Annotated in this window: 23 protein-coding genes; 10 read left to right on the top strand and 13 right to left on the bottom strand. The window is 61.8% G+C overall.

What is annotated here, in order from left to right; genetic code table 11:
* The 4 genes from fliI to fliF are packed head-to-tail and all read right to left on the bottom strand — an operon-like array spanning position 1 to position 4,738.
* On the bottom strand, positions 1 to 1,386 hold the full coding sequence (gene fliI, locus SSPSH_RS15685; protein WP_006914585.1) for a flagellar protein export ATPase FliI: 1,386 nt from the start codon (positions 1,384 to 1,386) through the stop codon (positions 1 to 3).
* Complete coding sequence (locus SSPSH_RS15680) at positions 1,383 to 2,075, bottom strand: flagellar assembly protein FliH (RefSeq protein WP_006914582.1); 693 nt, start codon at positions 2,073 to 2,075, stop codon at positions 1,383 to 1,385. The genes fliI and SSPSH_RS15680 overlap by 4 nt, the downstream gene beginning before the upstream one ends.
* A complete protein-coding gene (fliG, locus tag SSPSH_RS15675) occupies positions 2,068 to 3,060 on the bottom strand; it encodes a flagellar motor switch protein FliG (protein ID WP_006914580.1) in 993 nt (330 codons plus the stop codon). Before fliG ends, SSPSH_RS15680 begins: the two co-directional genes overlap by 8 nt.
* Before the next feature lie 4 nt (positions 3,061 to 3,064).
* Positions 3,065 to 4,738 carry a flagellar basal-body MS-ring/collar protein FliF gene (fliF, locus tag SSPSH_RS15670; RefSeq protein WP_021031874.1) on the bottom strand — a complete coding sequence of 558 codons (1,674 nt, stop codon included), beginning with the start codon at positions 4,736 to 4,738 and terminating at the stop codon, positions 3,065 to 3,067.
* Positions 4,739 to 5,019: 281 nt separating this feature from the next.
* On the opposite strand from fliF, the gene fliE reads away from it, so the two are divergent.
* A complete protein-coding gene (gene fliE / locus SSPSH_RS15665; protein WP_006914578.1) occupies positions 5,020 to 5,382 on the top strand; it encodes a flagellar hook-basal body complex protein FliE in 363 nt (120 codons plus the stop codon).
* A gap of 143 nt (positions 5,383 to 5,525) precedes the next feature.
* Here the strand turns inward: fliE and SSPSH_RS15660 are convergent, their stop codons facing one another.
* From SSPSH_RS15660 to SSPSH_RS15645, 4 genes are all read right to left on the bottom strand, one after another.
* Positions 5,526 to 6,725 (bottom strand): flagellin N-terminal helical domain-containing protein, encoded by a 1,200-nt coding sequence (locus SSPSH_RS15660; RefSeq protein ID WP_006914577.1) that lies wholly within the window; start codon positions 6,723 to 6,725, stop codon positions 5,526 to 5,528.
* Between the two features lie 114 nt (positions 6,726 to 6,839).
* Positions 6,840 to 7,877, bottom strand: a complete 1,038-nt coding sequence (locus SSPSH_RS15655) for a flagellin N-terminal helical domain-containing protein (RefSeq protein WP_006914576.1) — start codon at positions 7,875 to 7,877, stop codon at positions 6,840 to 6,842.
* Positions 7,878 to 8,179: 302 nt separating this feature from the next.
* A complete protein-coding gene (locus SSPSH_RS15650; protein ID WP_006914575.1) occupies positions 8,180 to 9,283 on the bottom strand; it encodes a FliC/FljB family flagellin in 1,104 nt (367 codons plus the stop codon).
* Positions 9,284 to 9,569: 286 nt separating this feature from the next.
* On the bottom strand, positions 9,570 to 10,622 hold the full coding sequence (locus tag SSPSH_RS15645; protein ID WP_006914574.1) for a flagellin N-terminal helical domain-containing protein: 1,053 nt from the start codon (positions 10,620 to 10,622) through the stop codon (positions 9,570 to 9,572).
* 309 nt (positions 10,623 to 10,931) lie between these two features.
* On the opposite strand from SSPSH_RS15645, the gene SSPSH_RS15640 reads away from it, so the two are divergent.
* The gene (locus SSPSH_RS15640; protein ID WP_006914573.1) at positions 10,932 to 11,642 is read left to right on the top strand and encodes an RNA polymerase sigma factor FliA; all 711 of its coding nucleotides are present in this window, start codon (positions 10,932 to 10,934) and stop codon (positions 11,640 to 11,642) included.
* A 522-nt stretch (positions 11,643 to 12,164) separates the two neighbouring features.
* On the top strand, positions 12,165 to 13,859 hold the full coding sequence (locus SSPSH_RS15635; protein WP_006914572.1) for a methyl-accepting chemotaxis protein: 1,695 nt from the start codon (positions 12,165 to 12,167) through the stop codon (positions 13,857 to 13,859).
* Positions 13,860 to 14,086: 227 nt separating this feature from the next.
* On the opposite strand, the gene SSPSH_RS15630 is transcribed toward SSPSH_RS15635, so the two are convergent.
* Complete coding sequence (locus SSPSH_RS15630; protein ID WP_006914571.1) at positions 14,087 to 15,256, bottom strand: MFS transporter; 1,170 nt, start codon at positions 15,254 to 15,256, stop codon at positions 14,087 to 14,089.
* Between the two features lie 172 nt (positions 15,257 to 15,428).
* On the opposite strand from SSPSH_RS15630, the gene pyk reads away from it, so the two are divergent.
* From pyk to SSPSH_RS15605, 5 genes are all read left to right on the top strand, one after another.
* The gene (gene pyk, locus SSPSH_RS15625) at positions 15,429 to 16,850 is read left to right on the top strand and encodes a pyruvate kinase (RefSeq protein ID WP_006914570.1); all 1,422 of its coding nucleotides are present in this window, start codon (positions 15,429 to 15,431) and stop codon (positions 16,848 to 16,850) included.
* An 82-nt stretch (positions 16,851 to 16,932) separates the two neighbouring features.
* Positions 16,933 to 18,015: a hypothetical protein gene (locus tag SSPSH_RS15620; protein ID WP_006914569.1), complete on the top strand. Its 1,083-nt coding sequence runs from the start codon at positions 16,933 to 16,935 to the stop codon at positions 18,013 to 18,015.
* On the top strand, positions 18,012 to 18,596 hold the full coding sequence (locus SSPSH_RS15615; protein WP_021031873.1) for a Maf family protein: 585 nt from the start codon (positions 18,012 to 18,014) through the stop codon (positions 18,594 to 18,596). Before SSPSH_RS15620 ends, SSPSH_RS15615 begins: the two co-directional genes overlap by 4 nt.
* Positions 18,593 to 18,961, top strand: a complete 369-nt coding sequence (locus SSPSH_RS15610) for a bile acid:sodium symporter family protein (RefSeq protein WP_021031872.1) — start codon at positions 18,593 to 18,595, stop codon at positions 18,959 to 18,961. Before SSPSH_RS15615 ends, SSPSH_RS15610 begins: the two co-directional genes overlap by 4 nt.
* A 271-nt stretch (positions 18,962 to 19,232) precedes the next feature.
* Positions 19,233 to 19,823 (top strand): bile acid:sodium symporter family protein, encoded by a 591-nt coding sequence (locus SSPSH_RS15605; protein WP_021031871.1) that lies wholly within the window; start codon positions 19,233 to 19,235, stop codon positions 19,821 to 19,823.
* Here the strand turns inward: SSPSH_RS15605 and SSPSH_RS15600 are convergent.
* The 4 genes from SSPSH_RS15600 to SSPSH_RS15585 all read right to left on the bottom strand — a co-directional run bounded on the left by SSPSH_RS15600 (position 19,820) and on the right by SSPSH_RS15585 (position 23,489).
* Positions 19,820 to 20,962 (bottom strand): alpha/beta fold hydrolase, encoded by a 1,143-nt coding sequence (locus SSPSH_RS15600; protein WP_006914567.1) that lies wholly within the window; start codon positions 20,960 to 20,962, stop codon positions 19,820 to 19,822. The two genes, SSPSH_RS15605 and SSPSH_RS15600, sit on opposite strands and share 4 nt — an antisense overlap.
* A gap of 71 nt (positions 20,963 to 21,033) precedes the next feature.
* The gene (gene msrA, locus SSPSH_RS15595) at positions 21,034 to 21,693 is read right to left on the bottom strand and encodes a peptide-methionine (S)-S-oxide reductase MsrA (protein WP_040608426.1); all 660 of its coding nucleotides are present in this window, start codon (positions 21,691 to 21,693) and stop codon (positions 21,034 to 21,036) included.
* 60 nt (positions 21,694 to 21,753) lie between these two features.
* Positions 21,754 to 23,088, bottom strand: a complete 1,335-nt coding sequence (locus tag SSPSH_RS15590) for an MFS transporter (RefSeq protein ID WP_006914565.1) — start codon at positions 23,086 to 23,088, stop codon at positions 21,754 to 21,756.
* Positions 23,089 to 23,111: 23 nt separating this feature from the next.
* A complete protein-coding gene (locus SSPSH_RS15585) occupies positions 23,112 to 23,489 on the bottom strand; it encodes a gamma-glutamylcyclotransferase family protein (RefSeq protein ID WP_006914564.1) in 378 nt (125 codons plus the stop codon).
* A gap of 61 nt (positions 23,490 to 23,550) precedes the next feature.
* Between SSPSH_RS15585 and SSPSH_RS19025 the strand changes: the two genes are divergently transcribed.
* Together SSPSH_RS19025 and SSPSH_RS15575 are read left to right on the top strand one after the other, a co-directional pair.
* Positions 23,551 to 24,246 (top strand): NUDIX hydrolase, encoded by a 696-nt coding sequence (locus SSPSH_RS19025; protein ID WP_006914563.1) that lies wholly within the window; start codon positions 23,551 to 23,553, stop codon positions 24,244 to 24,246.
* A gap of 5 nt (positions 24,247 to 24,251) precedes the next feature.
* Positions 24,252 to 25,070, top strand: a complete 819-nt coding sequence (locus tag SSPSH_RS15575; RefSeq protein WP_040608422.1) for an MBL fold metallo-hydrolase — start codon at positions 24,252 to 24,254, stop codon at positions 25,068 to 25,070.
* The last annotated feature ends 322 nt before the right edge of the window (positions 25,071 to 25,392 follow it).

Here is a 25,392-nt window from a genome sequence, read left to right as displayed (position 1 = left end):
TCAGTGGTTCGGTCGTTGCGGTAGCAGTTCGGCCAGTTGCTGGCTGGCGTGTTCGAAATCGGCGCGTTGGTTCATTGATTGCTGCAGGAAGGCTTCGAGCTGCGGATACATCTCGATTGCCTGGTCGAGCAACGGGTCGCTTCCCTTCGCATAGGCGCCCACGCTGATGAGATCGCGGTTGCGCTGGTAGCGAGAGAGCATTTGCTTAAAGTACTGGATACGCGACAGATGCATTTCGTCGATAAGCGCGGTCATTGCGCGGCTTATCGACGCTTCGATATCGATCGCCGGATAGTGGCCGGCTTCGGCGAGCTGGCGCGAGAGCACGAAGTGCCCGTCCAGGATGGCGCGAGCGGAATCGGCGATCGGGTCCTGCTGATCGTCGCCTTCGGTGAGCACGGTATAGAACGCCGTGATCGAGCCCTTGCCCGGTGCGTCATTGCCGGCGCGCTCGACCAGCTTGGGCAGCTTGGCAAAGACCGACGGCGGATAACCCTTGGTTGCTGGCGGCTCGCCGATCGCCAGCGCGATTTCACGCTGGGCCATGGCGTAACGCGTGAGCGAGTCCATGATCAGCAGCACGTTTTTGCCGCGATCGCGAAAATCCTCGGCGAGCCGCGTCGCATAATCCGCGCCCTGCAAGCGTAGCAGGGCCGAATCGTCGGCCGGTGCGGCCACGACAACAGCCCGTTTGAGTCCTTCGGTACCGAGAATGTTGTCGATGAAATCCTTGACCTCACGCCCACGTTCGCCGATGAGTCCGACCACAATCACATCGGCCTGGGTGAAGCGCGCCATCATGCCCAGCAGCACGCTCTTGCCGACACCGGAACCCGCGAACAGGCCCAGGCGTTGGCCACGGCCGACGGTCAGCAGGGCGTTGATCGCCCGCACGCCGACATCCAGCACTTCATGAATGGGTTCGCGATCGAGCGGATTGAGCCGCGGCGCGGCAAGCGTTGCATGGGCCGCATCGTGAAGTGGCCCGCGGCCATCGAGCACGCGCCCCCGTGCGTCAACAACGCGTCCGAGCAGGTTATCGCCAACCGGCACGCGTTTGCTGCCGATGGCCTGCGCGCCCGGCGGTGGGAGTGTGGCCCACACGCGCGCGCCCGGTACCATTTCGGCGGTATCGACGAACGGCATGAGTAGAAGCTTTTCCTGATTGAAGCCCACCACCTCGGCTTCCGCGAAATCGTTGCCGCCGCGGATTTCAACAATGCAATGCGCGCCCAGCGGCAGTTGTAGGCCTACGGCTTCGAGTACAAGGCCCGTAGCACGCGTCAGGCGTCCGCCCTGACGGGTACGTGAGAGGCTGGTTACATTTTGTCGGGCTTCGCGCAGATCTTCGATCCACTGCTGAACAGCGCTGGGATTTCCGGTCATGACTCTTCTCCATGCCCGATGGTATGCAACAGTCGGCTCCAGCGATCGCCGCCCGTGGCGTCGACGGCGCGCTGTTCGCTTTCTACACGACAATCGCCGCGTGCCAGCCCCATATCGGGGTGTAGTTCCCAGCCAGCGGCCTGAAGTGTCTGCGAAAGATGCGATTCGACCAGCGCGTGATCCTCGATATTCACATACAGCGTCGGATTGCCGCCGATGGTCGGATTCTCGGCCATCAATTCCTCGATGTCATCGAGGATGTGTTCGGGTTTGAGCTGTAATGCCCGGCCTGCGAGTTTCTGGCCTGCTTCAAGCGCGAGCTCGACGAGCTCGTAAGAGACCTTGTCGTTAAGGCTGTCCACAGCCGAGCGAAACGAGCCGCTCAACTCGCGAATCGGGGCGAGAAGCGTTTCGAGCTCGGCGGCCAGACGTTGTTCGTGTTCCGCTTTGGCCTCGGCCTTTCCTTCTTCTCGGCCTTGTTCCAGGCCCTCGGCATAACCGGCCTCGTGGCCCTTGGCCACTGCCTCTTCCTTGGCGAGCTCGAACAGCGCGAAGCTGATGGCATCCTCGCGCCGGCGTGCCGGCGCATCCGTGGCATCGTCAATATCACGGCGCGGCATGCGCCGTTCGAGCGCGCCCATCTGCCAGGGGCGCCAGGCATCTTTTCGCGCGCTCGAGCGATCAGACATACTCGTCGTCTTCCTTGCTTAGCGTGATTTCGCCGGCGTCGGCCAGACGGCGCACGGTCTGCAGAATGGCCTTGCGTTCGGTTTCGACCTGCGACACGCGAATCGGGCCGCGCAGCTCCATGTCTTCGCGCAGCATTTCCGCTGCGCGATTGGCCATGTTGGACGTGAAACGCGCGATAAGCTCGTCCGGGGTGCCTTTGAGTGCCACCACCAGGCTGTTCTGGTCGACTTCCTGAAGCAGACGCTGAATGGTGCGGTCGTCGGCGCTGACCAGGTCCTCGAATACGAACATCTGGTCGATGATCTTCTGCGCCAGGTTGTCGTCGTGAGCGCGCACGCTTTCCAACACGCTCTCTTCGTTGGCCGAGTTCATCAGGTTGAGGATCTCGGCGGCGGTTTGGGCCCCGCCCATCTTGCTGCGCTTGAGGTTCTGGCCGTCGAGCAGACCGGAGAGCACTTCCGTGAGTTCCTGCAGCGCGGCCGGCTGAACACCCGAGAAGGTGGATACACGCAGTACCACGTCGTTGCGCAAGTGCTCGTCGAAAAGCATGAGCACTTCGGCCGCCTGTCCACGCTCGAGGTGAACCATGATGGTCGCGATGATCTGCGGATGTTCGTCGCGAATCATCTCCGCGACCACGGTCGGCTCCATCATGTTCAGTGCATCGATGCCCGTACCTTCCTGGGCGTCGAAGATATCCTCCAGAAGGCTCGCCGCACGTTCGGCGCCCATGGCCTTGGTCAGCACGGAGCGGATGTGCTCGCTCGAGTTCATGCTCACTGCGCTCACCTGCTCGAATTCTTCATGGAATTCGTTGAGCACTTCGCTGATCTGCTCATTCGAGATATTGCGCAGATGGGCCATGCGCATGCCCAGTTCCTGAGCGTCGCGCGTGGACAGGTGCTTGAACACGTCTGCGGCCGTATCTTCGTCGAGCGTCATCATGAGGATGGCGCCGCGTTCGCTGCCGGCTTCGTTGAACATCTGTCTAGGCATTGCTATGCATCCAGCTCTTGATGATGGCGGCGACCAGTTTCGGGTCGTTCTTGGCGGCTTCGCGGGTGGTGGTTAGCAGCGCATCCTGTTGGCGACGCTTGCCACGGCCGGCTTCGATAGCCGCCCGCAAATCTTCGTTACCGTCGTCCTCCGGTTCCTCGGTCATTTCGCCGGCTTCGGCCTTGGCATCGGCCAGGCGCACGGGCGGACGCGGCACCTGATCGAGCAGCGGCTTGACCAGCCTACGCCATACGATCCACGCCGCGATGGCGAGCAGCAGATATTTGATCGCACTCTCGGCCATGGCGAGAAGCTGGCGATCCTGCCACCAGGGCACGCCGGGCTCGGTCAGGGTATCCGGCTGCGCGGTGAAGGGCATATTAATGACCTCCAGCGAATCGCCGCGCGCTGCCGAAAAGCCCATCGCTTCGCGCACGAGGCTTTTGATCTGGTCCATCTGCTCTGCGGCCAGCGGCATCGGCTGCATCTCGCCTTCGGCGTTCGCCTGCATCGGATAATTCACGACGACGGCCGCAGACAGGCGCTGAAGCTGCCCGCTCTGTTCACGTGTGTGGCGGATGGTGCGATTGACCTCGTAGTTGATCGTGGCGTTGCTGACGGTCGCGCCCTTGGCCCCGTCGTCTTTTCTGGCCGTCGTCGTGGTGTTGTTCTCGTTGATCGGCGAGGCGATCTCGGGGCTCGGCTGATTGCTCAGCGCGCCGGGCACGCCGCCCATGGCCGGGCCGCCGTTGGAGCGGGTGGAGCTGCGCTGCTCGCTGCGAATCGCGGCCTGGGCCGGGTCGCCATTGGGCGTATAGAGTTCCTGTGTCTGCTCGTTGGAGGAGAAATCCACATCAGCGACCACGCGCGCGCGGATGTTGTCGCGGCCGACGATCGGCGCGAGGATGGATTCAATACGGTCGCGATAGCTGTGCTCGATACGGTCAACGTATTCGAGTTGGGAGCCGTCGGTGGCCTCGCCCGCGGTGGCCGCGTTGTTGGACAGCAGTTTGCCGGAACCGTCGACCACGGTGACGCCTTCGGTGGGCAGATTGGTCACGCTGCTGGCCACGAGGTTAACGATCGCGGTGACCTGACCGTCGCCGAGCGCGCGGCCGCGATACAGATCGAGTACGATCGAAGCACTCGGTTTTTCGCGCTCACGCACGAATACCGACGACTCGGGAATTGCGAGATGCACGCGCGCCTTGGCCACGCTATCCATGCTTTCGATAGAGCGGGCCAGCTCGCCTTCGAGCGCGCGCTTGTAGTTGACGTGTTCCGCGAACTGGCTGATGCCGAAGGACTGATTGTCCATCAACTCGAAGCCGACGCCGCCGCCGTTGGGCAGGCCTTCGCCGGCGAGCTGCAGGCGCGTACGATCGATCATGTCGGTCGGGACCATGATCGTGTTGCCGTTGCCCGCGAACTTGTAGGGCACCTGCATCTGCTCGAGTTCAGCGATGATTTCGCCGCCGTCACGATCGCTCAAGTTCGAGAACAGCACGCCGTAACTAGGACCCATGGTCCACAACGCCATGGCCACCAATAGGGCCACGGCAATCGCAACACCCACGATCAAGGGCAGACGCGGGTTCGCGCGTAGCTGCTCCAGCACACCGGGCTTGGCCTCGGCTGCTGCGACCGGCGTCTCCGCTGTCGCCATGCTCATTCCTCGTTGCTTGATGCGTTACTGCCGCGGGTCGATTCATGTACCCGGGCCCTCTTGTTGTCTGCCTGACCGCGGCGCTCGATGTGTCGCGGTCGTAGCAGGACGAGGGCCATTATTCAGCAACGAAAGAAAATCAAAGGCCGAATAAGCCGGCTTTTTGGGCGGCAATTGAGCGAATTAGATCGCTTGCGCCTGCGTTACCCTGCCTTCCATCAAATTGGATATCGTGTCGGCGCGGCTTGCGCGCCCCGATCGTCTTTCACGAGGGAAGGCTTATGAGTGTCTCGGGTGTGAATCTCAATAGCGTATTGCAACAGCTGCAAGCCACGGCCAACCAGGCTGGCCCTGCTGCTGCGCAGCCGGGCGTTCAAGCCGGTGCGCAGGCCGTGCCGAAAAACGGCGAAAAGACGGAAGCCGTCGATTTTTCCAATGCGCTGGTCGCCGCGATCGACAAGATCGACGGTATGAAGCAAAGCGCCGCTGCCCAGGGCCATGCATTCGAGCGCGGCGTGCCGGGTGTGGGCATCAACGATGTGATGGTGGATATGCAGAAAGCCGGCCTGGCTTTCGAGATGGGCGTACAGGTACGCAATCGGGTAGTGAATGCGTACAAGGAGATCATGAATATGCAGGTGTAGCCCTGCGTTTCGTGTGCTGAACAAGAAAAGGGCGCCGTGGGCGCCCTTTTTTGTCCTGTTCTACGTGCAGTAGCAGAAGCGGATACGCCCTCGTGCCGCTGCAGTACGGTACTTCTATCGCTCGGTGGGAATGTGTGTGACGGCTAACCCAGCAGAGCCACGATGGTGCTGCGTGCCTGGTTTGCCTGTGCCAGAACGGATATGCCCGCGTTCTCGAGCAGCTGGGCCGAAGCAAGCTGGGCGGATTCGTGGGCGTAGTCGGCGTCGAGCACTCTCGATCGTGCCGCGACGACAGCGTTTTTCTGTTCCAGGATTGTAGCCAGCGCCGAGTCGATCCGGTTTTCGGTCGCACCCAGATAGCCTCGGAAGCGATCCACCTGTTGTATGGCATGGTCGATTGCTTCGAGACTCAGCAGCCGCGAGGGTGCCGCAGGCGTCTCGTTCGTTGAAGCGTTCTCGCTCGGTGCGTCAGCCGTCGTCGCTCGCGGCGTGGTGGAGAAGCCTTCTGGTGCGGCAACAGGCGCCCAAGGGTTAAAACCGAGTTCAACGGTATCGCCACCGCTAGGGGCTTCTGGCCCGTTTATCGCACCGCCTGCATCCGTAACCTTTGAGGAGTAGACGGCGTAGTAATTGTAGTCTTCGTCGCGTACGTATAACGACCCGTCCGCACCCTGTACGGCCTCATAGCCGTAAACTTGGAACCCACCCGCCATGAAAGCAAATACGGCATCTGCATCCGCGGTACGTCCGTTGGCTTGGAAGGCAGGGGCAGACATGGGCGGCGGCTCGTTTGGCTCGAGCGTGTCGGCAACGGGCTCGGCATGCTCTTCAGGTGCAAGGCCGAGTGCCTGCGTGTTCATGCGTTCCAGATCGATATACAGTCGATCGCCGTCATCCGTGCCTACCTGAATCGACACCCGTTGGCGGGAGCCGTCCAGCAGGTGCATGCCATTGAACTGCGTTCTCTCCGCGATGCGATCGATCGTGTCGAGACTATTTTGAATATCACGCCCGATCGTCGCTCGGTCGATGTCCGATAGCGTGCCGTTGAGCGCTCCGACCGTCGATTTGCGAATGTGCTGCAGTTCGTTGTTGATGTCTTCCAACGAGGATTCGAGGCGCGCAGCCAGGGCCAGGCCGTCGCTCGCGTTACGCATGGCCTGGGTCAGCCCCTGGGTACGGGCGGTCATACGGTTGGCGATAGCCGCGGCCGCAGGCCCTTCCTTGGCTTGATTGACACGCTCGCCGCTGGCCATATGTTTGACCGCGATCTGCTTGCGTTGCTGGTGCAAGCCGAGGTTGTATCGAACGACCTGTGTCAGCGATTGGTTGCTGATATTCATTGAGTTGATCGAACAGAAGCTAGAGCCGACTGCCTTGGAGCGATGGCCGGAGCAAAAAAAGAAGGGCGCCTGAAGGCGCCCTCTGTCAGTTCTCTTACGAGATGCTTAGCCTGCTTAACGGAGCAGGGAGAGCACGCCCTGGGTGCTCTGGTTGGCCTGCGCCAGGACCGAGGTACCGGCCTGCTGCAGGATCTGAGCCTTGGACATGTTCGACACTTCCGTAGCGTAGTCGGCATCGGTGATACGCGAACGGGCCGAGGAGATGTTGATCTCTGTGGTGGAGATGTTATTGATCGCCGAGTCCAGACGGTTCTGGACCGCACCGAGGTCCGAGCGCAGATCGTCGACCTGCTTCAGGGCGCTGTCGAGGGCGGCCAGCGGGTCGCTGGTTTCGACGGTTACGGTGCCGCCATCAGCAATGTTCGTGGCACCGCCAGCATCTGTGACGGCGGTGGTGGCATCGATACCCGTATCGCTGACCACACCCGTTTCGGAGTTGATCTCGGCCTGTGTGAATCCACCAGAGCCATCATTAATGACGTACTGGGTGTTGCCGTCGGCGTCGTTGTAAGACTGAAGATTTAGCGTGGTCGCATCGCCCACCGCAACGCTGGTCGTGCCGTCGACGTTGAAGCCATCCAGATTCAGCGAAGCCGAATCCATGTTGGCGAGGTTGATGGAGATGGTCTGATCGTCCTTGTCGCCGACCTGGATCTTGATTTCGGTCTTGGAGCCGTCGAGCACCTTGGTGCCGTTGAAGGCGGTCTGTTCGGACACGCGATCGATCTCGCCCAGGCGCTGCTCGATTTCGCCCTGAATCGATTCCAGGTCCGACTGGCTGTTGGTGCCGTTGGCAGCCTGCACGGTCAGTTCACGAACGCGCTGGAGGTTGTCGTTGATCTGGTTGAGCGCGCCTTCGGTGGTCTGGGCCAGCGAGATGCCGTCGTTGGCATTCGACGAAGCCTGCTTGAGACCGTTGATCTGCGAGGTCATGCGGTTGGAGATGGCCTGGCCGGCGGCATCGTCCTTGGCGGAGTTGATCTTGCTACCCGAAGACAGACGCTCGATGGCGCTGTTCAATGTCTTCTGGGACTGATTGAGATTCTGCTGGGCGGTCAGCGACAGCGTGTTGGTATTGATCACGAATGACATGGCGATTTCCTGTATCTAAGTCGTTATGACTGGCCGGCTATGGCCGGCGGCTTTAGGGGCGGTCTGCATATCGCGCCGCTGATGTCATATCGCCTAGATCGCTATTTTCTTTAGCCCTTCAAGCCTAACTGCCATGCATTTCCTGCAGCGTATGGGGTCTGATCGAAGGCCAGCCTCACGGGCTCTCTGAATCTCGAGTTATGCTTGCATGGAAGACGTAAGACTGGGCAAGTTTGCACGAAAAAGGGCGCCCGAAGGCGCCCTTTGTGTTTTCGCGTGTAGCGAATCCGGATAGCCAAGGTTTACCGGAGCAGGGAAAGAACGCCCTGGGTGCTCTGGTTGGCCTGAGCGAGTACGGAGGTACCGGCCTGCTGCAGGATCTGGGCCTTGGACATGTTCGACACTTCGGTGGCGTAGTCGGCATCGGTGATACGCGAACGGGCCGAGGAGATGTTGATCTCGGTGGTGGAGATGTTGTTGATCGCCGAATCCAGACGGTTCTGGACCGCACCGAGGTCGCTGCGCAGATCGTCGACCTGCTTCAGGGCGCTGTCGAGAGCCGCCAGCGGATCCTCGTTACGTGCCGACAGGGCGTTTTCGGTATCGACCGTGAGCGAAATCGTCGAATCGCTGCCGTTGGCGGCTGCGCCGATATTCACGTCGCTGCTGGTCACCCCGTAGGTGTTGCCGCCGGACTCGACAAACAGGTCGCCGTTGTCGTCCTGCTGGATCGTGCCGGTGACCGTACCGCCATTCTGATCGGTGATCGTGACGGTGCCGTTGCTCGCCACATTGGCGGCGGTCACATCCGTCGTGCCGTCGGTGGCCTTGAAGGTCGCGGCATCCAGGCCATCGGCGCCGGCGTCGGCAAAACCGTTCACGTTGTAGCCGTTCAGGCTCAGCGAGGCCGAGTCCATGTTCTCCAGGTTGATGGAGATGGTTTGATCGTCTTTGTCACCGACCTGGATCTTGATTTCGGTCTTGGACCCGTCGAGCACCTTGGTGCCGTTGAAGGCGGTCTGTTCGGACACGCGATCGATTTCTCCCAGACGCTGGTCGATTTCGTTCTGAATCGACTGCAGATCCGACTGACTGTTGGTGCCGTTGGCGGCCTGTACGCTCAGTTCACGAACGCGCTGGAGGTTGTCGTTGATCTGGTTGAGCGCGCCTTCGGTGGTCTGGGCCAGCGAGATGCCGTCGTTGGCATTCGACGAAGCCTGCTTGAGACCGTTGATCTGCGAGGTCATGCGGTTGGAGATGGCCTGACCGGCGGCATCGTCCTTGGCGGAGTTGATCTTGCTACCCGAAGACAAGCGCTCGATGGCGCTGTTCAATGTCTTCTGGGACTGGTTGAGGTTCTGCTGGGCGGTCAGCGACAGCGTGTTGGTGTTGATCACGAATGACATGGCGATTTCCTGTATCTAAGTCGTTGTGACTGGCCGGATAGCTCCGGGAGCTTTAGGGGCGGCCTGCATATCGCGCCGCTGATGTCATATCGCCTTCGTTCGTTTTTTCTTTAGCGCTTTATCTGTGCCCTGCAGGGTTTTTTTATGGCTCGATACGCGTGTCCTATGCGGGCTGTATCGGGTTCGGTCGTTCCTCCTGTGTACGGTATTGATATTCCGAATAAAAAAAGGGCGCCCGAGGGGCGCCCTTTGTATTCGCGTATAGCGAAGACTTGAAGCCAGGGCTTTACCGGAGCAGGGAGAGAACGCCCTGGGTGCTCTGGTTGGCCTGGGCGAGCACGGAGGTACCGGCCTGCTGCAGGATCTGGGCCTTGGACATGTTCGACACTTCCGTGGCGTAGTCGGCATCGGTGATGCGCGAACGGGCCGAGGAGATGTTGATTTCGGTGGTGGAGATGTTGTTGATCGCCGAGTCCAGACGGTTCTGGACCGCACCGAGATCCGAGCGCAGATCGTCGACCTGCTTCAGCGCGCTGTCGAGCGTGGCCAGCGGGTTGGCGGTCTTGGCCGCATCGCCACGGATGGTATCGCCGTCGGCGACCGCCGAGACCGTGCCGGTCGGTGTCACCGCAGTGCCGGCCGAGACGGTGCCGTCTGCAGCGACTGTGGCTGCGGCATAGGTTTCGTTGCCAGCGCCGGCCGAGGAGTCCTCGATTGCATACGCGGTGTTGCCGTCGGCGTCGGTGTAGGAGACAAGGGCTTCGTCGGCGCCCAGACTGCTACCCGTTTCGTCATAGGCAACGCTGCCATCGACATTGAAGCCGCCCAGGCCCAGCGAAGCCGAATCCATGTTCTCCAGGTTGATGGAGATGGTCTGGTCGTCCTTGTCGCCGACCTGGATCTTGATTTCGGTCTTGGAACCGTCGAGCACCTTGGTGCCGTTGAAGGCGGTCTGCTCGGACACACGATCGATTTCGCCCAGACGCTGGGTGATTTCGTTCTGGATGGATTCCAGATCCGACTGGCTGTTGGTGCCGTTGGCGGCTTGCACGCTCAGTTCACGTACGCGCTGCAGGTTGTCGTTGATCTGGTTGAGCGCGCCTTCGGTGGTCTGGGCCAGCGAGATGCCGTCGTTGGCATTCGACGAAGCCTGCTTCAGACCGTTGATCTGGGAGGTCATGCGGTTGGAGATGGCCTGGCCGGCGGCATCGTCCTTGGCGGAGTTGATCTTGCTGCCCGACGACAGACGCTCGATGGCGCTGTTGAGGGTCTTCTGTGAAGAGTTGAGGTTCTGCTGGGCGGTCAGCGACAGCGTGTTGGTGTTGATCACGAATGACATGGCAATGTTCCCTGTGCGTTGTGTTGGGTTCGGCGGCTTGCCGGGATGCGGCTCTCGCTGCCGCTGGGGTACATATCGTCGTGCTCTGAATAATCTTTAATGGCCTCAAAGCAAAAGTTTTAATGAGACCCAGTCGGGAAGTCTGGTCGGCCGTGCCGACAACGCTATTCGCCGAGAAGGGGCCGAAAGCTGCGCTTAATTCGCCAATCGCTGACTCTTGCCAACCCCTAGTATTGCCTGCATCGAAAAACCAACCGCGTTGGACGTGCTCATACGTAACCAGCGGTTGCCCATTCAGGCGGATCACTTATGTATACGGCGCAAGGCAAGATCGATCGGTCCCAGGCGGTGGAACAGTACCTGCCGTTGGTCAGACGGCATGCGCTGTCGTTGCAGGTGCGCCTGCCGGCCAGCGTCGAGCTGGATGATCTCATTCAGGCGGGCATGGTCGGCCTGTTGGATGCATTCAATCGCTTCGATGCCTCGCAGGGGGCCTCGTTTGCGACCTATGCGTCCCAGCGTGTGAAAGGCACGATGATCGACGAGTTGCGCAGCCGCGACTGGTTGCCGCGTAGTGTGCGTCGCGCCAGTCGTGATGTCGACCGTGCGATTCAGCGTCTCGAACATCGTCATGGTCGCCAGGCTACCGATCGCGAGATCGCCGAAGAACTCGATATGCCGATCGACGAATATCATCGTCTACTGCACGACGTGAACAACGGTTTCATCGAAGCCTTCGAGGAGAGCGGTACGGAAGATTCCGCCGCCTCTATCATCTCGGCCGATGTCGATACCTCGACCAACCCGCTCGATGCGCTTCTGGCCTTCGGCGACCGCGAGCAACTGGCAGAAGCGATCGACGAACTGCCTGAGCGCGAAAAACTGCTGCTGGGTCTTTACTACCAGGAAGATCTCAACCTCAAGGAAATCGGCGTGGTGCTGGGCGTGAGCGAGTCTCGCGTATGTCAGCTCCACAGTCAGGCCGTATCGCGTCTGCGCGCAATGCTTACCGAGCACTAGAATCGGGAGATACTTTTCTACGCTGCCGCTTTGATCGTGTCCGCGAAGCGCTTGATGACCATGCGTCGCCGACACGATTGTGCACAAGACGAGTCGCATGATTGTTCCCGAGCAACGAGCCGGGCGCTTCCCGCGGCGGCGCTTACGTTCGCTCCTGTGACCCCTGCTTTGCGACGCGGTAACCGTTAGCTCCCGCGAGCGGTTCGCGTGCTGGCGTTGTGGCAACGTCATTCGCACGCCGTACCCCCAGTACTCGCCGCTGCAGTCAAGGCATGCCGGCGCGACTGTTTAATTTCTTCTGCGAACGTGCTCGATCGGGCGCTAGCGCAAGCCGCTCAAGCAATACGGCGCTACGCCGATAGGTACCGGGTGCTAAAGCTACCACCTGCGAGATGGTCGAACGCCATCCGCGTGGCCAGCATGCCGATAATTGCAATAACAACCCCCGCCGAAGGCGTATCGAACCGGTGTTCGCGCTGGCCGAAACCGCGGGAATAAGGGTACTGAACAGGCAGGTTCGCAATGATGAAAAGTGTGAAGGGGAAGCTGGGGTTGGGCTTCGGCGTGATTACCGTTCTGGTGATAGCGCTCGGGGCCTTTTCGCTTTACAGCAACAGTCAGGTGGCTTCTGTCACCGACCGGATCTATTCGAAAAACCTCAAAGGCGTCATCGAGGTCAACGTCCTTAGCGATACGTTCAACGCGATGCGCCGCGATGTGCAGCACGCCATTATGTTCAACGATGACGGCGTAGAGCTCGACAAGCAGCTCGATACCCGGATCGCCAAGGTAACCCGGGTTTGGGAAGACTATTACCCGGCTCTGTTGACCGGTGACGAAGAGCGCGCAAAAGCAGATCAGGCTGCAGCGGCGTTCAAGGCATTCGTTCCGGTGCTCAAGACAATCCTCGAACCCATGCAATCGGGTGAGACTTATCAGGCGCAGGCACTGTATGCGGTCGATGTCGAGCCCGGGTTCGATTCCCTGGTGGGTTATATGGACGAGTTGGCCGCGTATCAGGCCACGCGGGCCGGGGAGTTCTTTGCTCAGGCGCAGGCTACGGTAGCCACCAGCCGCACTATCATTATTGCGACCCTCGTGGTGGTGGCGCTCATTATCCTGAGCATTATGTTCGTGCTCACCCGTATGATCACCCGGCCGCTCGATCAGGCCCGGCAACTGGCGGAGTCTATCGCCGACGGCCACCTCGAGAACGATGTTCATAATCCGTACAAGGACGAGTTCGGCGCGATGCTTGAAAGCCTGAAGAATATGCAGGCCAAGCTGTCCGAGATTGTCGCCAACGTGCGCCAAGGCTCCGAGTCGGTCAGCGTCGGCGCCGGCCAGATCGCTTCAGGTAACGACGAACTCAGCAGCCGTACCCAGGAACAGGCCGCCAATCTCGAAGAAACCGCGGCTTCGATGGAGCAGATGACCTCTACGGTCAAGCAGAATGCCGACAACGCCGCCCAGGCCAATCAGCTGGCGCACGGTGTGCGGGCGCAGGCCAGTGAAGGCGGTGAGGTGGTGTCGCGCGCGGTCGCAGCCATGCAGGAGATCGATGCCTCCAGCCGCAAGATCAGCGAGATCGTGGGTCTGATCGACGATATTGCTTTCCAGACCAATCTTCTGGCCTTGAATGCCTCTGTAGAAGCTGCCCGTGCAGGCGAGCAGGGGCGCGGGTTTGCCGTGGTCGCTTCGGAAGTCCGCAATCTGGCCAGCCGTAGTGCGGCGGCAGCCAAGGACATCAAGTCGCTGGTGGAAGACAGTGCGGCGAAGGTGGCCGATGGCTCACAGCAGGTGGCGTTATCGGGCAAGACGCTCGACGGCATCGTCGAGAGCGTGCATAAGGTCGGCGATATTATTGCCGAGATCGCTGCTGCGAGCAGCGAGCAGTCCAGCGGTATCGAACAGGTCAATCTGGCCGTATCGCAAATGGACAGCATGACCCAGCAAAACGCCTCGTTGGTCGAGGAATCCGCCGCCGCAAGCCGGTCGCTCGAAGAACAGGCCGAGGCGCTCAAGCGTCAGGTCGCATTCTTCAAGCTGCGTGGTGATATCAATGTGGTCGAGTCTGCGCCCGTTGCAAACGAACAGCCGGTGGCAGCGTCTGTTTCACCGAGCGTATCGGCTGCGCCGTCAGCGCGGCCGGCGCCGGCTGCGGCGCCGGTCAAAAGCGATATCGATATTGATGATGGTGATTGGGCGACGTTCTAGGCGCGGTTTGAAGCGAAAATCTGCCGTTTGATACAAGCCCCGTTTCGACGGGGCTTGTTTTGTGGCGCTGGCGCAGCTGACGCGCTCAGCTGTTTCAACGCCGTGCCATATCAAGCGCAGATCGTTTCAGGTCCTGCCGAGGGGCGGTCAGGCTGCGCCTGACCACGATCTACTTAGCCGGCATGCACGCATCAACAAGGAGTTGAGCAATCTGGTTTTTTGCCGGATTAATACTCGGGGTCGGTCCGCGTCGTCCAGGCAAGCGGTAATACGGCTGTGTTGAATGCCAGAAATACGGCGACGACCGCATACGGCGAGCCCAATGCGTCGGCGGCTGCGCCGGCGGCGATCGGTGCGGCAAAGCCGAGGATATAGCCGACCGCGAGCATGCCGGCGGCAAGTCGCCCGGCGGAGTCGGCGTCGCGCAGTAGCGGTGGTAGGGCGGTGAGTACGATCAGCTGGAGTGCCGCAGTCAGGCTCAGCAGCACGGCAGCTGGGTAGAGTAGCGCCAGCCCGTCCGCAAGCAGGAAGCCTAGAAGGCCGATGATATGAGCGAGACATGTCAGTGCCAGCAGCCGTGGCAGGCGCAACACATGGCGAACGGCGAACACCAGCACGATTGATGTCACGAGCTGGGTCAGGTTGAACGCAAACAGCATCGTGGCGAGATCCTCGCCCAATCCCTTGCGCTCGAGTAGGACGCCCATATAGGCATTCATGCCGAAAAAAGTCGCTGCGGTCGCACCGAGCAGCAGCCCGAAACGCCAGAGCAGACGATCGTCGAATGCGGGCAGACCACGCGTGCGCTGGGTAGGCCGCTTGCCGTGCAGTCGCGGCCCCAGCAATAACGGACTCAACGCAATAGCCGGCAGCGAAAACCAGGCCAGGGCGCTGCGCCAGTCGCCGCCTACTGCGGGTAACAGTAATGGAAGCGTCAGACCGGCCCCGACAAACTCGCCGAGCATCATGCCGTTGATATAAATTGCTGCACCCAGCGCCACGAACGAAGGGCACCAACGCCCGACCAGAGCCGGCAGCGCCGGTTGCATGGCGGCGATACCCAGGCCCATCGCGGCGGTTAAACCCAGCAGTACGGCGATGTCTGGCGCCAACGCGCGCAGCATCGATGCCACGCCGGTAAGAAGAACTGACGCGACCAATGTGTTGCGCGCCCCGTACCGGCCGATCAACCAGGCGGCAGGCAGCGCGCCGAGGCCGAGCATGAACACCGGTAGCGTGGTGAGCGCACCCAACGCCGTTTGACCAAACCCCAGATCGTCGCGAATACGCTCGCCCAAGGGGGCCGCGATCAGAATCGGCGCGCGCATATAGATGCCGGCCACCCACAGTAGTAGCAGAATTCCGGCTCGGCGCAGCACTTCCGTTGGCGACAGCATGAGCAGCGTTGGTGTGAATGGGCGCACGAGTCTAGTTCGCGAGAGAAGTGGTTGCGAACCGTTTATGCAATGCACCCGTCCAGGCGTATCGGCAGGCTTGGGTACAGGTTAAAACCATGATTTTCCTGTCTTGTCATCCCGCCAACACAGGCGCTGTGCTAGCGTTTGCAGCATGAAACGAAAAACCAAGATTGTTGCGACCCTCGGCCCGGCCTCGGATTCACCCGAGGTGCTCTCCAAACTGCTCTCGGCCGGGGTGAATGTCGTACGAATCAATTTCTCGCATGGCGAAGCCGACGACCATCGCGAACGTGTACGCCGCGTGCGTGAGGCTGCAGCCGAACTTCAGCTGCCCGTCGCCGTGCTGGCCGACCTCCAGGGGCCGAAGATTCGGATCGAGTCCTTCATTGACGGTGCGGTCGAACTCGAAACCGGTCAGCCATTCACGCTCGATACGCAGATGGCCGCCAATGCGGGCACGCGCGATGCAGTGGCCATTCATTACGAGCCGCTGCTGGCCGACGTCAAGGCCGGCAGTCAGCTGCTGATTAACGACGGCGCGATTTCGCTCGCGGTTGATGCGGTGGACGATCACCGAATTCAGTGCACCGTCGAAGTCGGCGGCAAGCTCTCCGGCCGCAAGGGTGTGAATCTGCGCGGGGGTGGCCTGTCTGCCGGCGGATTGACGGAGAAAGATTTCGACGATATTCGCGTTGCCGCCGAGCTGGACGTCGATTATCTGGCCGTATCTTTCGTGCGCAGTGCCGCCGATTTGCACGACGCCCGCGAGCGTCTGCAAGCGGCCGGCGGCGAAGCCCGTTTATGCGCCAAGATCGAACGCGCCGAAGCGATTGCCGCCCTCGATGAAATTATCCAGGCCAGCGATGCCGTCATGGTCGCGCGCGGCGATCTGGGTGTGGAAATCGGCGATCCCGAGCTGCCCGGCGTACAGAAACGCATCATTGCCACCGCGCGGGAGATGAATCGACTCGTGATCACCGCGACCCAGATGATGGAATCGATGATCGAAAACCCGATTCCCACGCGAGCCGAGGTGCTGGACGTGGCCAACGCCACGCTCGACGGCACCGATGCGGTGATGCTCTCGGCCGAGACTGCGGTCGGCCACTATCCGGTACAGACTGTGGCGGCTATGGCCAAGATCTGTATCGGTGCCGAGCGTGAAGCCACGGCCGACCGTGCCGCCAGCGGTCTGGCCGCGCATTTCGAGCGCACCGACGAAGCCATCGCCATGGCGACGATGTACACGGCGCGCCATATGCATGCCGATGCGATCATCGCGCTGACTGAGTCCGGGACGACCGCGTTGTTGATGTCGCGCCAGGACACGCATATCCCGATCTTTGCGCTCACTCAGTACCCGGCATCCGAGCGCTATCTGGCCCTGTGCCGCAATGTGTTTCCGGTGGCGTTTTTGCCGTCCGAACTCAACGGCGTGGTGCCGGTCGACGAAGCCGTGGCCTGCCTGCGTACGCGCGGCGATCTTGAAAGCGGCGATCGTGTACTCGTGACCAAGGGCGATTTCACCGGCCCCGGCGGCACCAATGCAATGAAGATCATCACCGTCGACTGATACGGATCAAAGCGGTCGACACCTGTCGGCGCGAATGCGCCGTGCCCGTTAGAATGCGCCGATCGATCGCTTGGCAAGACAGATGGACTTTCACGACGTACTGACCCTGCGTGCGGGGCCTGCCGCGCGCGCCGTGCTGGCAAAAGAGGGGTTGAGTCCGCGCCACGTCGGGGCCATGGCCGGTGCGGCCGGCGGGCCGAAGTGGTTGATTCTCTCAGCGCTGGATCGCTATCTCTTCTCGGACTGGTTGTACCGCGACGATGCCGCCCAGCCGATCGATCTGGTTGGCTCGTCGATCGGGGCATGGCGCTTTGCGGCCGCTTGCCACCCGCATGATCCGGCCGGATCGATCGATACGCTGGAACGGGCCTATCTGGACCAGTTCTATAGCGCCAAGCCCACGCGCGATGAAATCAGCGGTACGGTTCGCGCGATCCTCGATACGTTTCTTACCGATGACGTGCGCGACGGCGTGTTGTCCCATCCGCGCTTTCGTATGCATGTGCTCACGGTACGCTCGCGTGCGCTGACGCGGAGTGAAGCACGCGGCGCGCTAATGTTCGGCTCGAGCCTCGGTGCCCTGGGTAACGCGTTCTCGCGCAACAGCCTGCGCTGGTTCTTCGAGCGCGTGGTTTTTTCGCGCGGCAAGGGCGGCTTGCACTGGGCAGATGCCCATCTGGGCGACCGCGCGATCGAGCTGACCGCAGCCAACGTGCGCGATGCCGTCTATGCGAGCGGCAATGTCCCCTTGGTCATGCGCGGCGTGGTCGATCCGGCCGGCGCCCCGGTCGGCGTTTATCGCGATGGTGGCATCGTCGACTACCATATTGATCAACCGCTGCTCGCGTGCGAGGCCGACGCGCCGCTCGTACTCATGCCGCATTACGACGAGCGGCTCGTGCCGGGTTGGTTCGACAAGAGCCTGCCGTGGCGGCGCCCGCGTCATGCCGCCAATACGCTGCTGATCGGCCCCGGCCCGGCATTGCGAGATCGCTTGGTGGAGCGGAAAGTGCCCGACCGCAAGGATTTCTATCGCTATGCCGGGCGCGACGACGCGCGCCTGGCGGCCTGGCAGCAGGCCATCGATGCCGGGAATCTCATGCGCGACGCGTTTATCGAATTTACCGACAGTGCCGATCCGGCCCGCTACGTGAAACCGTTATGAACCGACGATTGATTCTGGCCTCGGCCTCGCCGCAGCGTGCCAAGCTGCTCGATCAACTTGGCGTTTCGCACGTCGCGATCGCGGCCGATATCGACGAGACACCGCACCCCGCCGAAAGCGCCGAGGCGTTGGCCGAACGTCTGGCCCGCGGCAAGGCCCAGGCGCTGGCCGCGCACTATCCGGACGACGTGGTGCTCGGCTCGGATACGGTTGTGACACTCAGTGAACGACTCTATGGCAAGCCGGCCGATGACGCCGAGGCCGACTCGATGTTGGCGTCGTTATCCGGCCGCACCCATCGCGTGGTCAGCGGCGTGGCGCTGTGCGTGGCGGGGCGCTGTCTTTCCCGCATATCGATGAGCCAAGTCACCATGCGCGATATCACCGCCGCGGAACGCGCTGGCTATGTCGCAAGCGGCGAGCCGATCGGCAAGGCCGGTGGCTATGCGATTCAGGGGCGCGGCGCGATCTTCATCGCCCGGCTCGATGGCAGTTATTCGAGTGTGATGGGGCTGCCGCTTTATGAAACGGCCGATCTGCTTCGCGAGGCCGGCTTCGAACTGCTCGGTACAACATCGTGAACGCGCCGTCGCCTTCGCGTATCGCGGCCGTGTTTCCACTCGTCGCCGGCGTGCTGGCGGCGTTTGCCTATATGGCGCCGTGGGCGTTCGTGGCCGCCAAACCGGCGATCGTGCCACTGCTGGTGGTGATTATGTTCGGCATGGGGCTGACGCTGACGCCCGGAGATTTTTTGCGCGCCGTTACGCGCTGGCCGGTCGTATTGCTCGGCGTTGTGCTGCAGTTTGGGCTCATGCCGTTGGTGGCATGGGCCATCGCCAAAGCGCTGGGCCTCGATGGGCCTCTAGCGCTGGGCCTGATACTCGTCGGAAGTGTGGCGGGTGGCACCGCCTCTAACGTTATCTGTTTAAGGGGAACCTCGGTTTGAATTCTTCGCGGTCGCGCCGGCGTGCTTTGCGCGTGGCTGGCAAGGAATGAGGAGTGAAGCGTGCTTATTGCACGTGAACGACGAATGACGCCGCCCAGACACGCGCAAAGCCCCGGCCGCTAAGCGGTTCGGCCTCAAATGCGCCGCAACGGCGTTGCCAAGCTTGACCTGGCAATGAGCCAGGCACTGCGCTTGGGCGTCTTGTTGCGACGCATTTGAGGACTCGAACGCGATCCGCGAGGAATTCAAACCGAGGTTCCCACGCGGCGATGTGGCGCTATCGATTACGCTCACCAGTATCGCCACGCTTGTCTCGGTTGTCGCCACGCCGGTGCTGACCTGGCTCTATGCCGATGCGGCACTGGGCGTGCCTGTGGCTGCCATGCTGATCAGTATCGCCGAGATCGTGATTGTGCCGGTGGTTGCCGGCATGGGGCTGAATCTCTGGATCGGCGATCGCTGGCCGTCCCGCGATGGTTGGTGCGCGCTCGGCTCGTCGATCGCGATCGCCGTGGTTATCGCGATCATTGTGGCGCTCAATGCCGATTCGATCGCCACGATGGGGCTGGTCGTACTGGCCGCGGTCGTGCTGCACAACCTGATCGGGCTGGCGGCAGGCTATGGCTGTGCCCGGCTGTTGGCCGGCGATCGGCGTATTGCTCGTACGGTGGCGATCGAGGTGGGTATGCAGAACTCCGGTTTGGCCGTCGCGCTGGCGCAGCAGTATTTTTCTGCTGCCGCTGCGTTGCCGGGGGCGTTATTCTCGGTCTGGCACAACGTCAGCGGTGCGCTGTTCGCCGCGGCCTGTGCCCGTTCGTCGCGGCGCGTCGAACGCGAATTGCCGGCGCGGGGCCAGGCCTAGTCCGACCGCTTGGCCAGCCAGTCCGCAGCAATGCGCCAAGTGTGAGCAGACGCCTCGCTGCCGGCGAATACCCCGGCATGGCCGCCCGGCGCCAACTCGAAGTGGCGATCCTCGCTGGTCACCAGTGCCATGATCCGGCGCACGCTCGCCACGCCCACCAGCTGGTCGGATTCACCTGCGATGGCCAGCAATGGGCAGTCGATCGATGCGAGATCGGATTCGACTTCGCCCAGACGTACGGTACCGCTGGCCAGGGCATTGTCGATCCACAGGGTGACCAGAAAATCCTGAACCAGCGTGCCCGGATAATCGAGCATATCGCCCATCCAGCGGCCGAAGGTGGCATGGGTGGCCACGAATTCACGGTCGCCCAGCCCGCGCAGCAGCGAGAGATACGTGGTGAGGCTGCCGATCGGGTTGGTGAGCTTGAACGCCACACCGTTGAGCCAGCCGGGCACATGCATCAGTCGTGGATCGATCTGATGAATACGCCACGACGTATGCCGGCGAACCAGCCGCGCCGGGCCGTTGAGTGCGCGCAGCGCGCGGGCGGCCAGCGTGGCATCGTGCATGTCGATGGGGCTGGCGATGGTCACGATATTGCGAATGCCGTAATCACGCCCCGTGCCGGCATAGATGAGGGCAAACAAGCCGCCCATGCAGTAGGCCATCAGCGATACGTCCGGACTGCCGCTATGCGCCCGGACCGCGGTCAGCGCATCGGGCAGCAGGCGCAGGGCATAGTCGCGTACGCCCAGATGGGCGTCGTTGCGGCCGGGTTCGCCCCAGTCGATCAGATAGACGGCAAAGCCGCGGGCGCGTAGATAACGCACCAGACTGCGCTGCGGCAGCAGGTCGAAAATCAGGGTGCTGGCAGCCAGCGGCGGCACGAGCACGATCGGTACCGCGTGTTCATGCGCGGCAACCGACTCGACCGCATCGCCGACAGGAATCGTGCTTTCCTCTAGCGGCGGGTAATAGCGCACCGCCATCAAACCGAGACGATGAATGACGCGATAAGGCGTGCGCTCGGCTTGATAGAGATCCGGGTCGTTGGCCAACCAATCGCGGCCATTGGTCAAGGCTTCGCGGGCGTTGGTCTGCACAGAATGTGCGTAGCGTCGGACACGATCGAACATGCCGCGATTATCGCACGCGGGCGAGTCTTTCAGCGCCCTCAGCTACCGGGCGCGGCTGCCGTAAGCCGCGTTCAGGAGTCCGGGCCGCCTGCTTTTTCACCCCAGCGTTTTTCCAGGGTGGCGGTGCGCCGACAGGAGTTTTTATAGAACTTGTAGCGCAAGGAATTCTTTTGGTAATAGTTCTGGTGATAGTCCTCGGCGGGGTAGAACGTCTTGGCTGCGACGATCTTGGTGACGATAGGCGAGGGGGCATCGGGATCGTTTTGCAGGGCGGTTTTCGAGGCCTCGGCCGCCTGTTTCTGGGCATCGTTCACATAGAAAATTTCGCTGCGATAGGAATCGCCGCGATCACAGAACTGGCCGCCCGCATCGGTCGGGTCGATGTTGTACCAGAACGTGTCGAGCAGGTGGTCGTAGTCCACCTCATCGGTTTTATAGACCACTTTCAGCGCCTCGGCGTGGCCGCTCGTTTCGGCCGTCACGTCGCGATAGCTCGGGTCGGCCAGATGGCCACCGGTATAGCCGGAGGTCGTGGATACCACGCCGTCGACTTCATCGAAGGCTTGTTCCATACACCAGAAGCAGCCGCCGGCAAAGATCGCTACGCCTTCATCGGCCCCGACGTCGGGCTCGAAAGGAGCATCGGGCGCGGGCCGTTCGGCAGCGCCGACCGAGGCGCTCATGAAGAATACGGCGGCAAGCAAGAGAACAGCGAAGAGCGGGCGGCGCATGGGCAACTCGGTAAACATAGCGTTCGTTAGTTTACGCCTGGGCACCATGCGCCGATGCGCTCATTCGGCGTCCGGCAACCCGATTGCGAGTGCGGCGCCAGCGAAGGCAGGCACACTGAGTGCCGCGACTGCCGCTGCGGCACCCAGCAGGCCAATCAGCGCAATCAGGCCGCCGCCGGCCAGCAGGATCAGGCCAATGGTTGTGTTGGCCACGGCCGTAAGCTGGGCACGGTCGTCGTTGTTACCCAGATCGGTGAGATAGGTCTTGCGGCCCAGGCGTACCCCCGCGTGCAGGCCTGCGAGCACGAAATAACCCGCCGCGAACGGCCAGACGCCCAGCGTATCGCCGAGATCGAACCATGCGCATGCGGCTACCACCAAATTGAGCAGGCCGGCCACGATGCCCGTGAGTATCAATACCTGGCGCGAGGACCGATCGGAGAACTTGCCCCAGAACGGCGCCGATACCAGCGATGCCAGGCCTGAAAGTGCGAGCAGAATAGCCAGATTGGCGATCGCTTCGCCGCCACTGTCTCGTGCAAGCGTGGCGTAGTAAGGCGCCGCCAGAGCGGTGGCGACCAGCAGACCGCGTACGCCGATGAAACGAGCGAAACCGGGTTTGCTGCGAATGAGGCCCAGACTCTGCCAAGCGGTCTTGAGTGCGTTGCCGCCACCCTCGGTCGCACCTGCATACTCGCGCAAACTCGAAAAAGTGATCGCCGCAAATAGCCAGGCGGCGCCAGCGATCGCCAGCAGTACGAGCAGCGGCGTGAGCGTGGCATCGCCGATCGGCGTGAGCCAGAGCAGCAGGCCGAGCGCCATAGCCACGCCACCGGCCGCGCTCGCTGCATAGCCAGAGAGCGTACCGCGACGGGTCTTGGCAATGGTCTTGCCCTGAACGTCCTTGTAGGACACCGAGCACACGCCGCGCCCTAGCGAGAAGACAGCGAGCAGTAACAGGATCGCCGTGCCCGCGGGTACCGCTTCAAGCGTAAGCGCGACTGCAATCATGGCGACCACGCTCGCGCCCTGGATTGCGGAACCGACCACCCAGAACCATTTGCGGCGCGGCTTGGCACGCATCCAGCCAGCCACGGCGAGTTGCGGTAGCAGGGCCAGTGATTCGCGAATCGGCACCAGCAGGCCCGTCATCCAGACCGGCGCGCCGAGTGCGCCCATCAGCCAGGGCAGTACCAGCTTGGGGCTCGCGATCAGGTCGCCGATCTTGTTGGCCAGTAGCGCGACCAGATGGATAAAGAAATTGGTCGGCTGTTCGCGACAGGCCTCGTCGGACAGGTTGCGACATACGCGTGCATGCTCGTCGCCGGTGACCAGGTCGTAGAGATCGCGGATCCGGCTGCTATCGGGGGTTGCGTTGTGTCGGGTGTCGTTCACGGTGTTTCGTCGGTTGTGGATCGTCAGCTGTTGTCGCTGTGCTCGCGCATGTGTCGACACCAGTCGCCATGGTCGATCACCGGCCAGGTCGGATCTTGAGCGGCTATCCAGAGATATACCCAGGCATCGCCATAATCGGTGGCGAGCTTGCGCCGGGTGTAGTGCACCGGATAGTCCTCAAGCCGGTCCAGTGCGGCGAACGTATCGTCGTCTACGGTGAACACATCGCCTACCAGTGCCGTTTTGCCTTCATCGAGGGCGGCCGGGTAGGGGCCGGTATCGAGCAGCGTAAAAGCCGCCGGCGTGGTGTACGCACCCAGATGCGTCGCGGTTGCCATGAAATGATGGTTGCGCCCGCCGGGGCGCAGCGTGCCGTAGACGAATACCTGATGCATCGACATGCGAAAGAAAGAATGATGCAGGTATGCTAGCCGACATGGATTGTCTGACAACTGCCTCGCTGTGAGCCAAGTCGTTACCGTGCGCGATGCCGCAACGGCTGCGCTGTTGCGCGATGGTGTCGCGTCGGGCCTTGAGGTGTTGTTACTGCGCCGCCACGCCAGCCACGTGTTCGGCGCCAATGCCTATGTCTTCCCCGGCGGTGCGCTCGATGCGGCCGATGAGGATGCCGATCTGCGCGCTCGTTGTGTCGGTGATGCCGATGCCATCGACGAAGCGGTTGGCGACAACGGTTTCGCCTTGGCGATGGCTGCCATTCGCGAATGCTTCGAAGAGGCCGGCCTGCTGGTTGCCTGCGCGTCGCATGCCCAAGTGACAGCGGACCGGCGCGATGCGCTACGCGCTGCACTCAATGCCCAGGCCACGACCTGGGTGGATGTGGTATCGGAAATGGATCTGCGTTTCGATCTCGACGCGCTGGCGTTCTTTGCCCACTGGACCACGCCCGCGGGGCCGCCCAAGCGTTACTCGACCCGTTTTTTCGCCGCAGCCGCGCCCGAAGGCGAGGCGTATTGCGATGGCCTGGAAACCACCCATGTGTGGTGGGCGCCGCCGGCGCAAGCCGTGGCCGCCCACGATCGCGGCGACATCGAGTTGATGACGCCGACCCGTGCAACGCTCGAATCACTGGCCCGTTACCCGGATGCCGACACGGCGCTGGCGGCGCTCATGAACGCGACAACGGTGCGTGTACCGTGAACGGTGTGCAGACAGAACAGCTGGTCGACGGCGTGATACGCGTCGTGGCCCCTAACCCGAGCCCGATGACGGGGGCAGGCACGAACAGCTACGTGGTGGGCAAGTCGCACTGCGCGATTATCGACCCCGGCGTGGACGATGCCGATCATCTCGACGCGCTGGTCGCCGCCGCACCCGGCAAGATCGTGGCGATCCTCATTACCCATGCGCATCCCGACCATACCGGCGGCGCGCACCGTCTGGCCGAGCGCCTGAATATTCCTATTCATGCCTATCCGCTCGAGTTGCAGGGCGTACGCGACAAAGACTTCGCTGCGCATCGTCCTCTTTATCATGGCGATGTCATCGATCTGGATACGGTATGTCTCGAGGCGATCCATACCCCCGGCCATGCCGCCGATCATCTGTGTTTCTTCTGGCGCGATGCCGGGTTGTTGTTCGCGGGCGATACCGTGATGGCCGATGTCACGGTGGTCATTCTGCCGCCGGATGGCGATATGAGCGCCTACATGCAAAGCCTCGAACATCTGCAGGCTCTACCCATCGAACGGATCGCGCCCGGGCACGGCCGCCTGCTCGAGGACGCGCCGGGCGTACTGGCGCATATCGTGGCGCATCGGCGCGAACGTGAAACCCAGGTTTGGGAGGCGCTGACAGCGGACGAGCCCGCGATCCCCGAGCAGATCGCGCTGCGGCTCTATCCCGATCTCGATGTGCGCCTGCAGCCGATGGCCGCTGCTCAGGTGGAAGCCCATCTCATACGGCTCGTGGAGCTGGGCGATGCGCATCAATCGGGTTCGGGATGGATGAAGACTGCGACCTGATACGTCGCGGCGAGCGCGCCGCTTGTTCGGCTAGATGAGTCCAACAAAGCCTTTCCCGCGTCGCACGCAATAATCTGGCGGATTCGGTCTTCGACTCGGACCGCCGGCGGCGCCCGCGGTTGTCAGTGGCGGGCGACCGCTGAATTTGGCGCGGCCCCTGCTCTCGCTGGACACTGCGACAAGCGTAACCGCGTCGAAGCCGCTCCTGACCTGAGATGATGCTGTGTTGAATCAGTAAAACTGATTTAAAAGTGCGAATAAATATATTTTAACGAACAAGAGGTGGCCTCTAAGGGGCTGCTGAAAAACCCGCCGGATTTAC

This window comes from Salinisphaera shabanensis E1L3A, from assembly GCF_000215955.2.
GTDB lineage: Bacteria > Pseudomonadota > Gammaproteobacteria > Nevskiales > Salinisphaeraceae > Salinisphaera > Salinisphaera shabanensis.
Note: the sequence above shows the minus strand (reverse complement) of the source record. Positions and strands in the feature narration are given on the sequence as shown.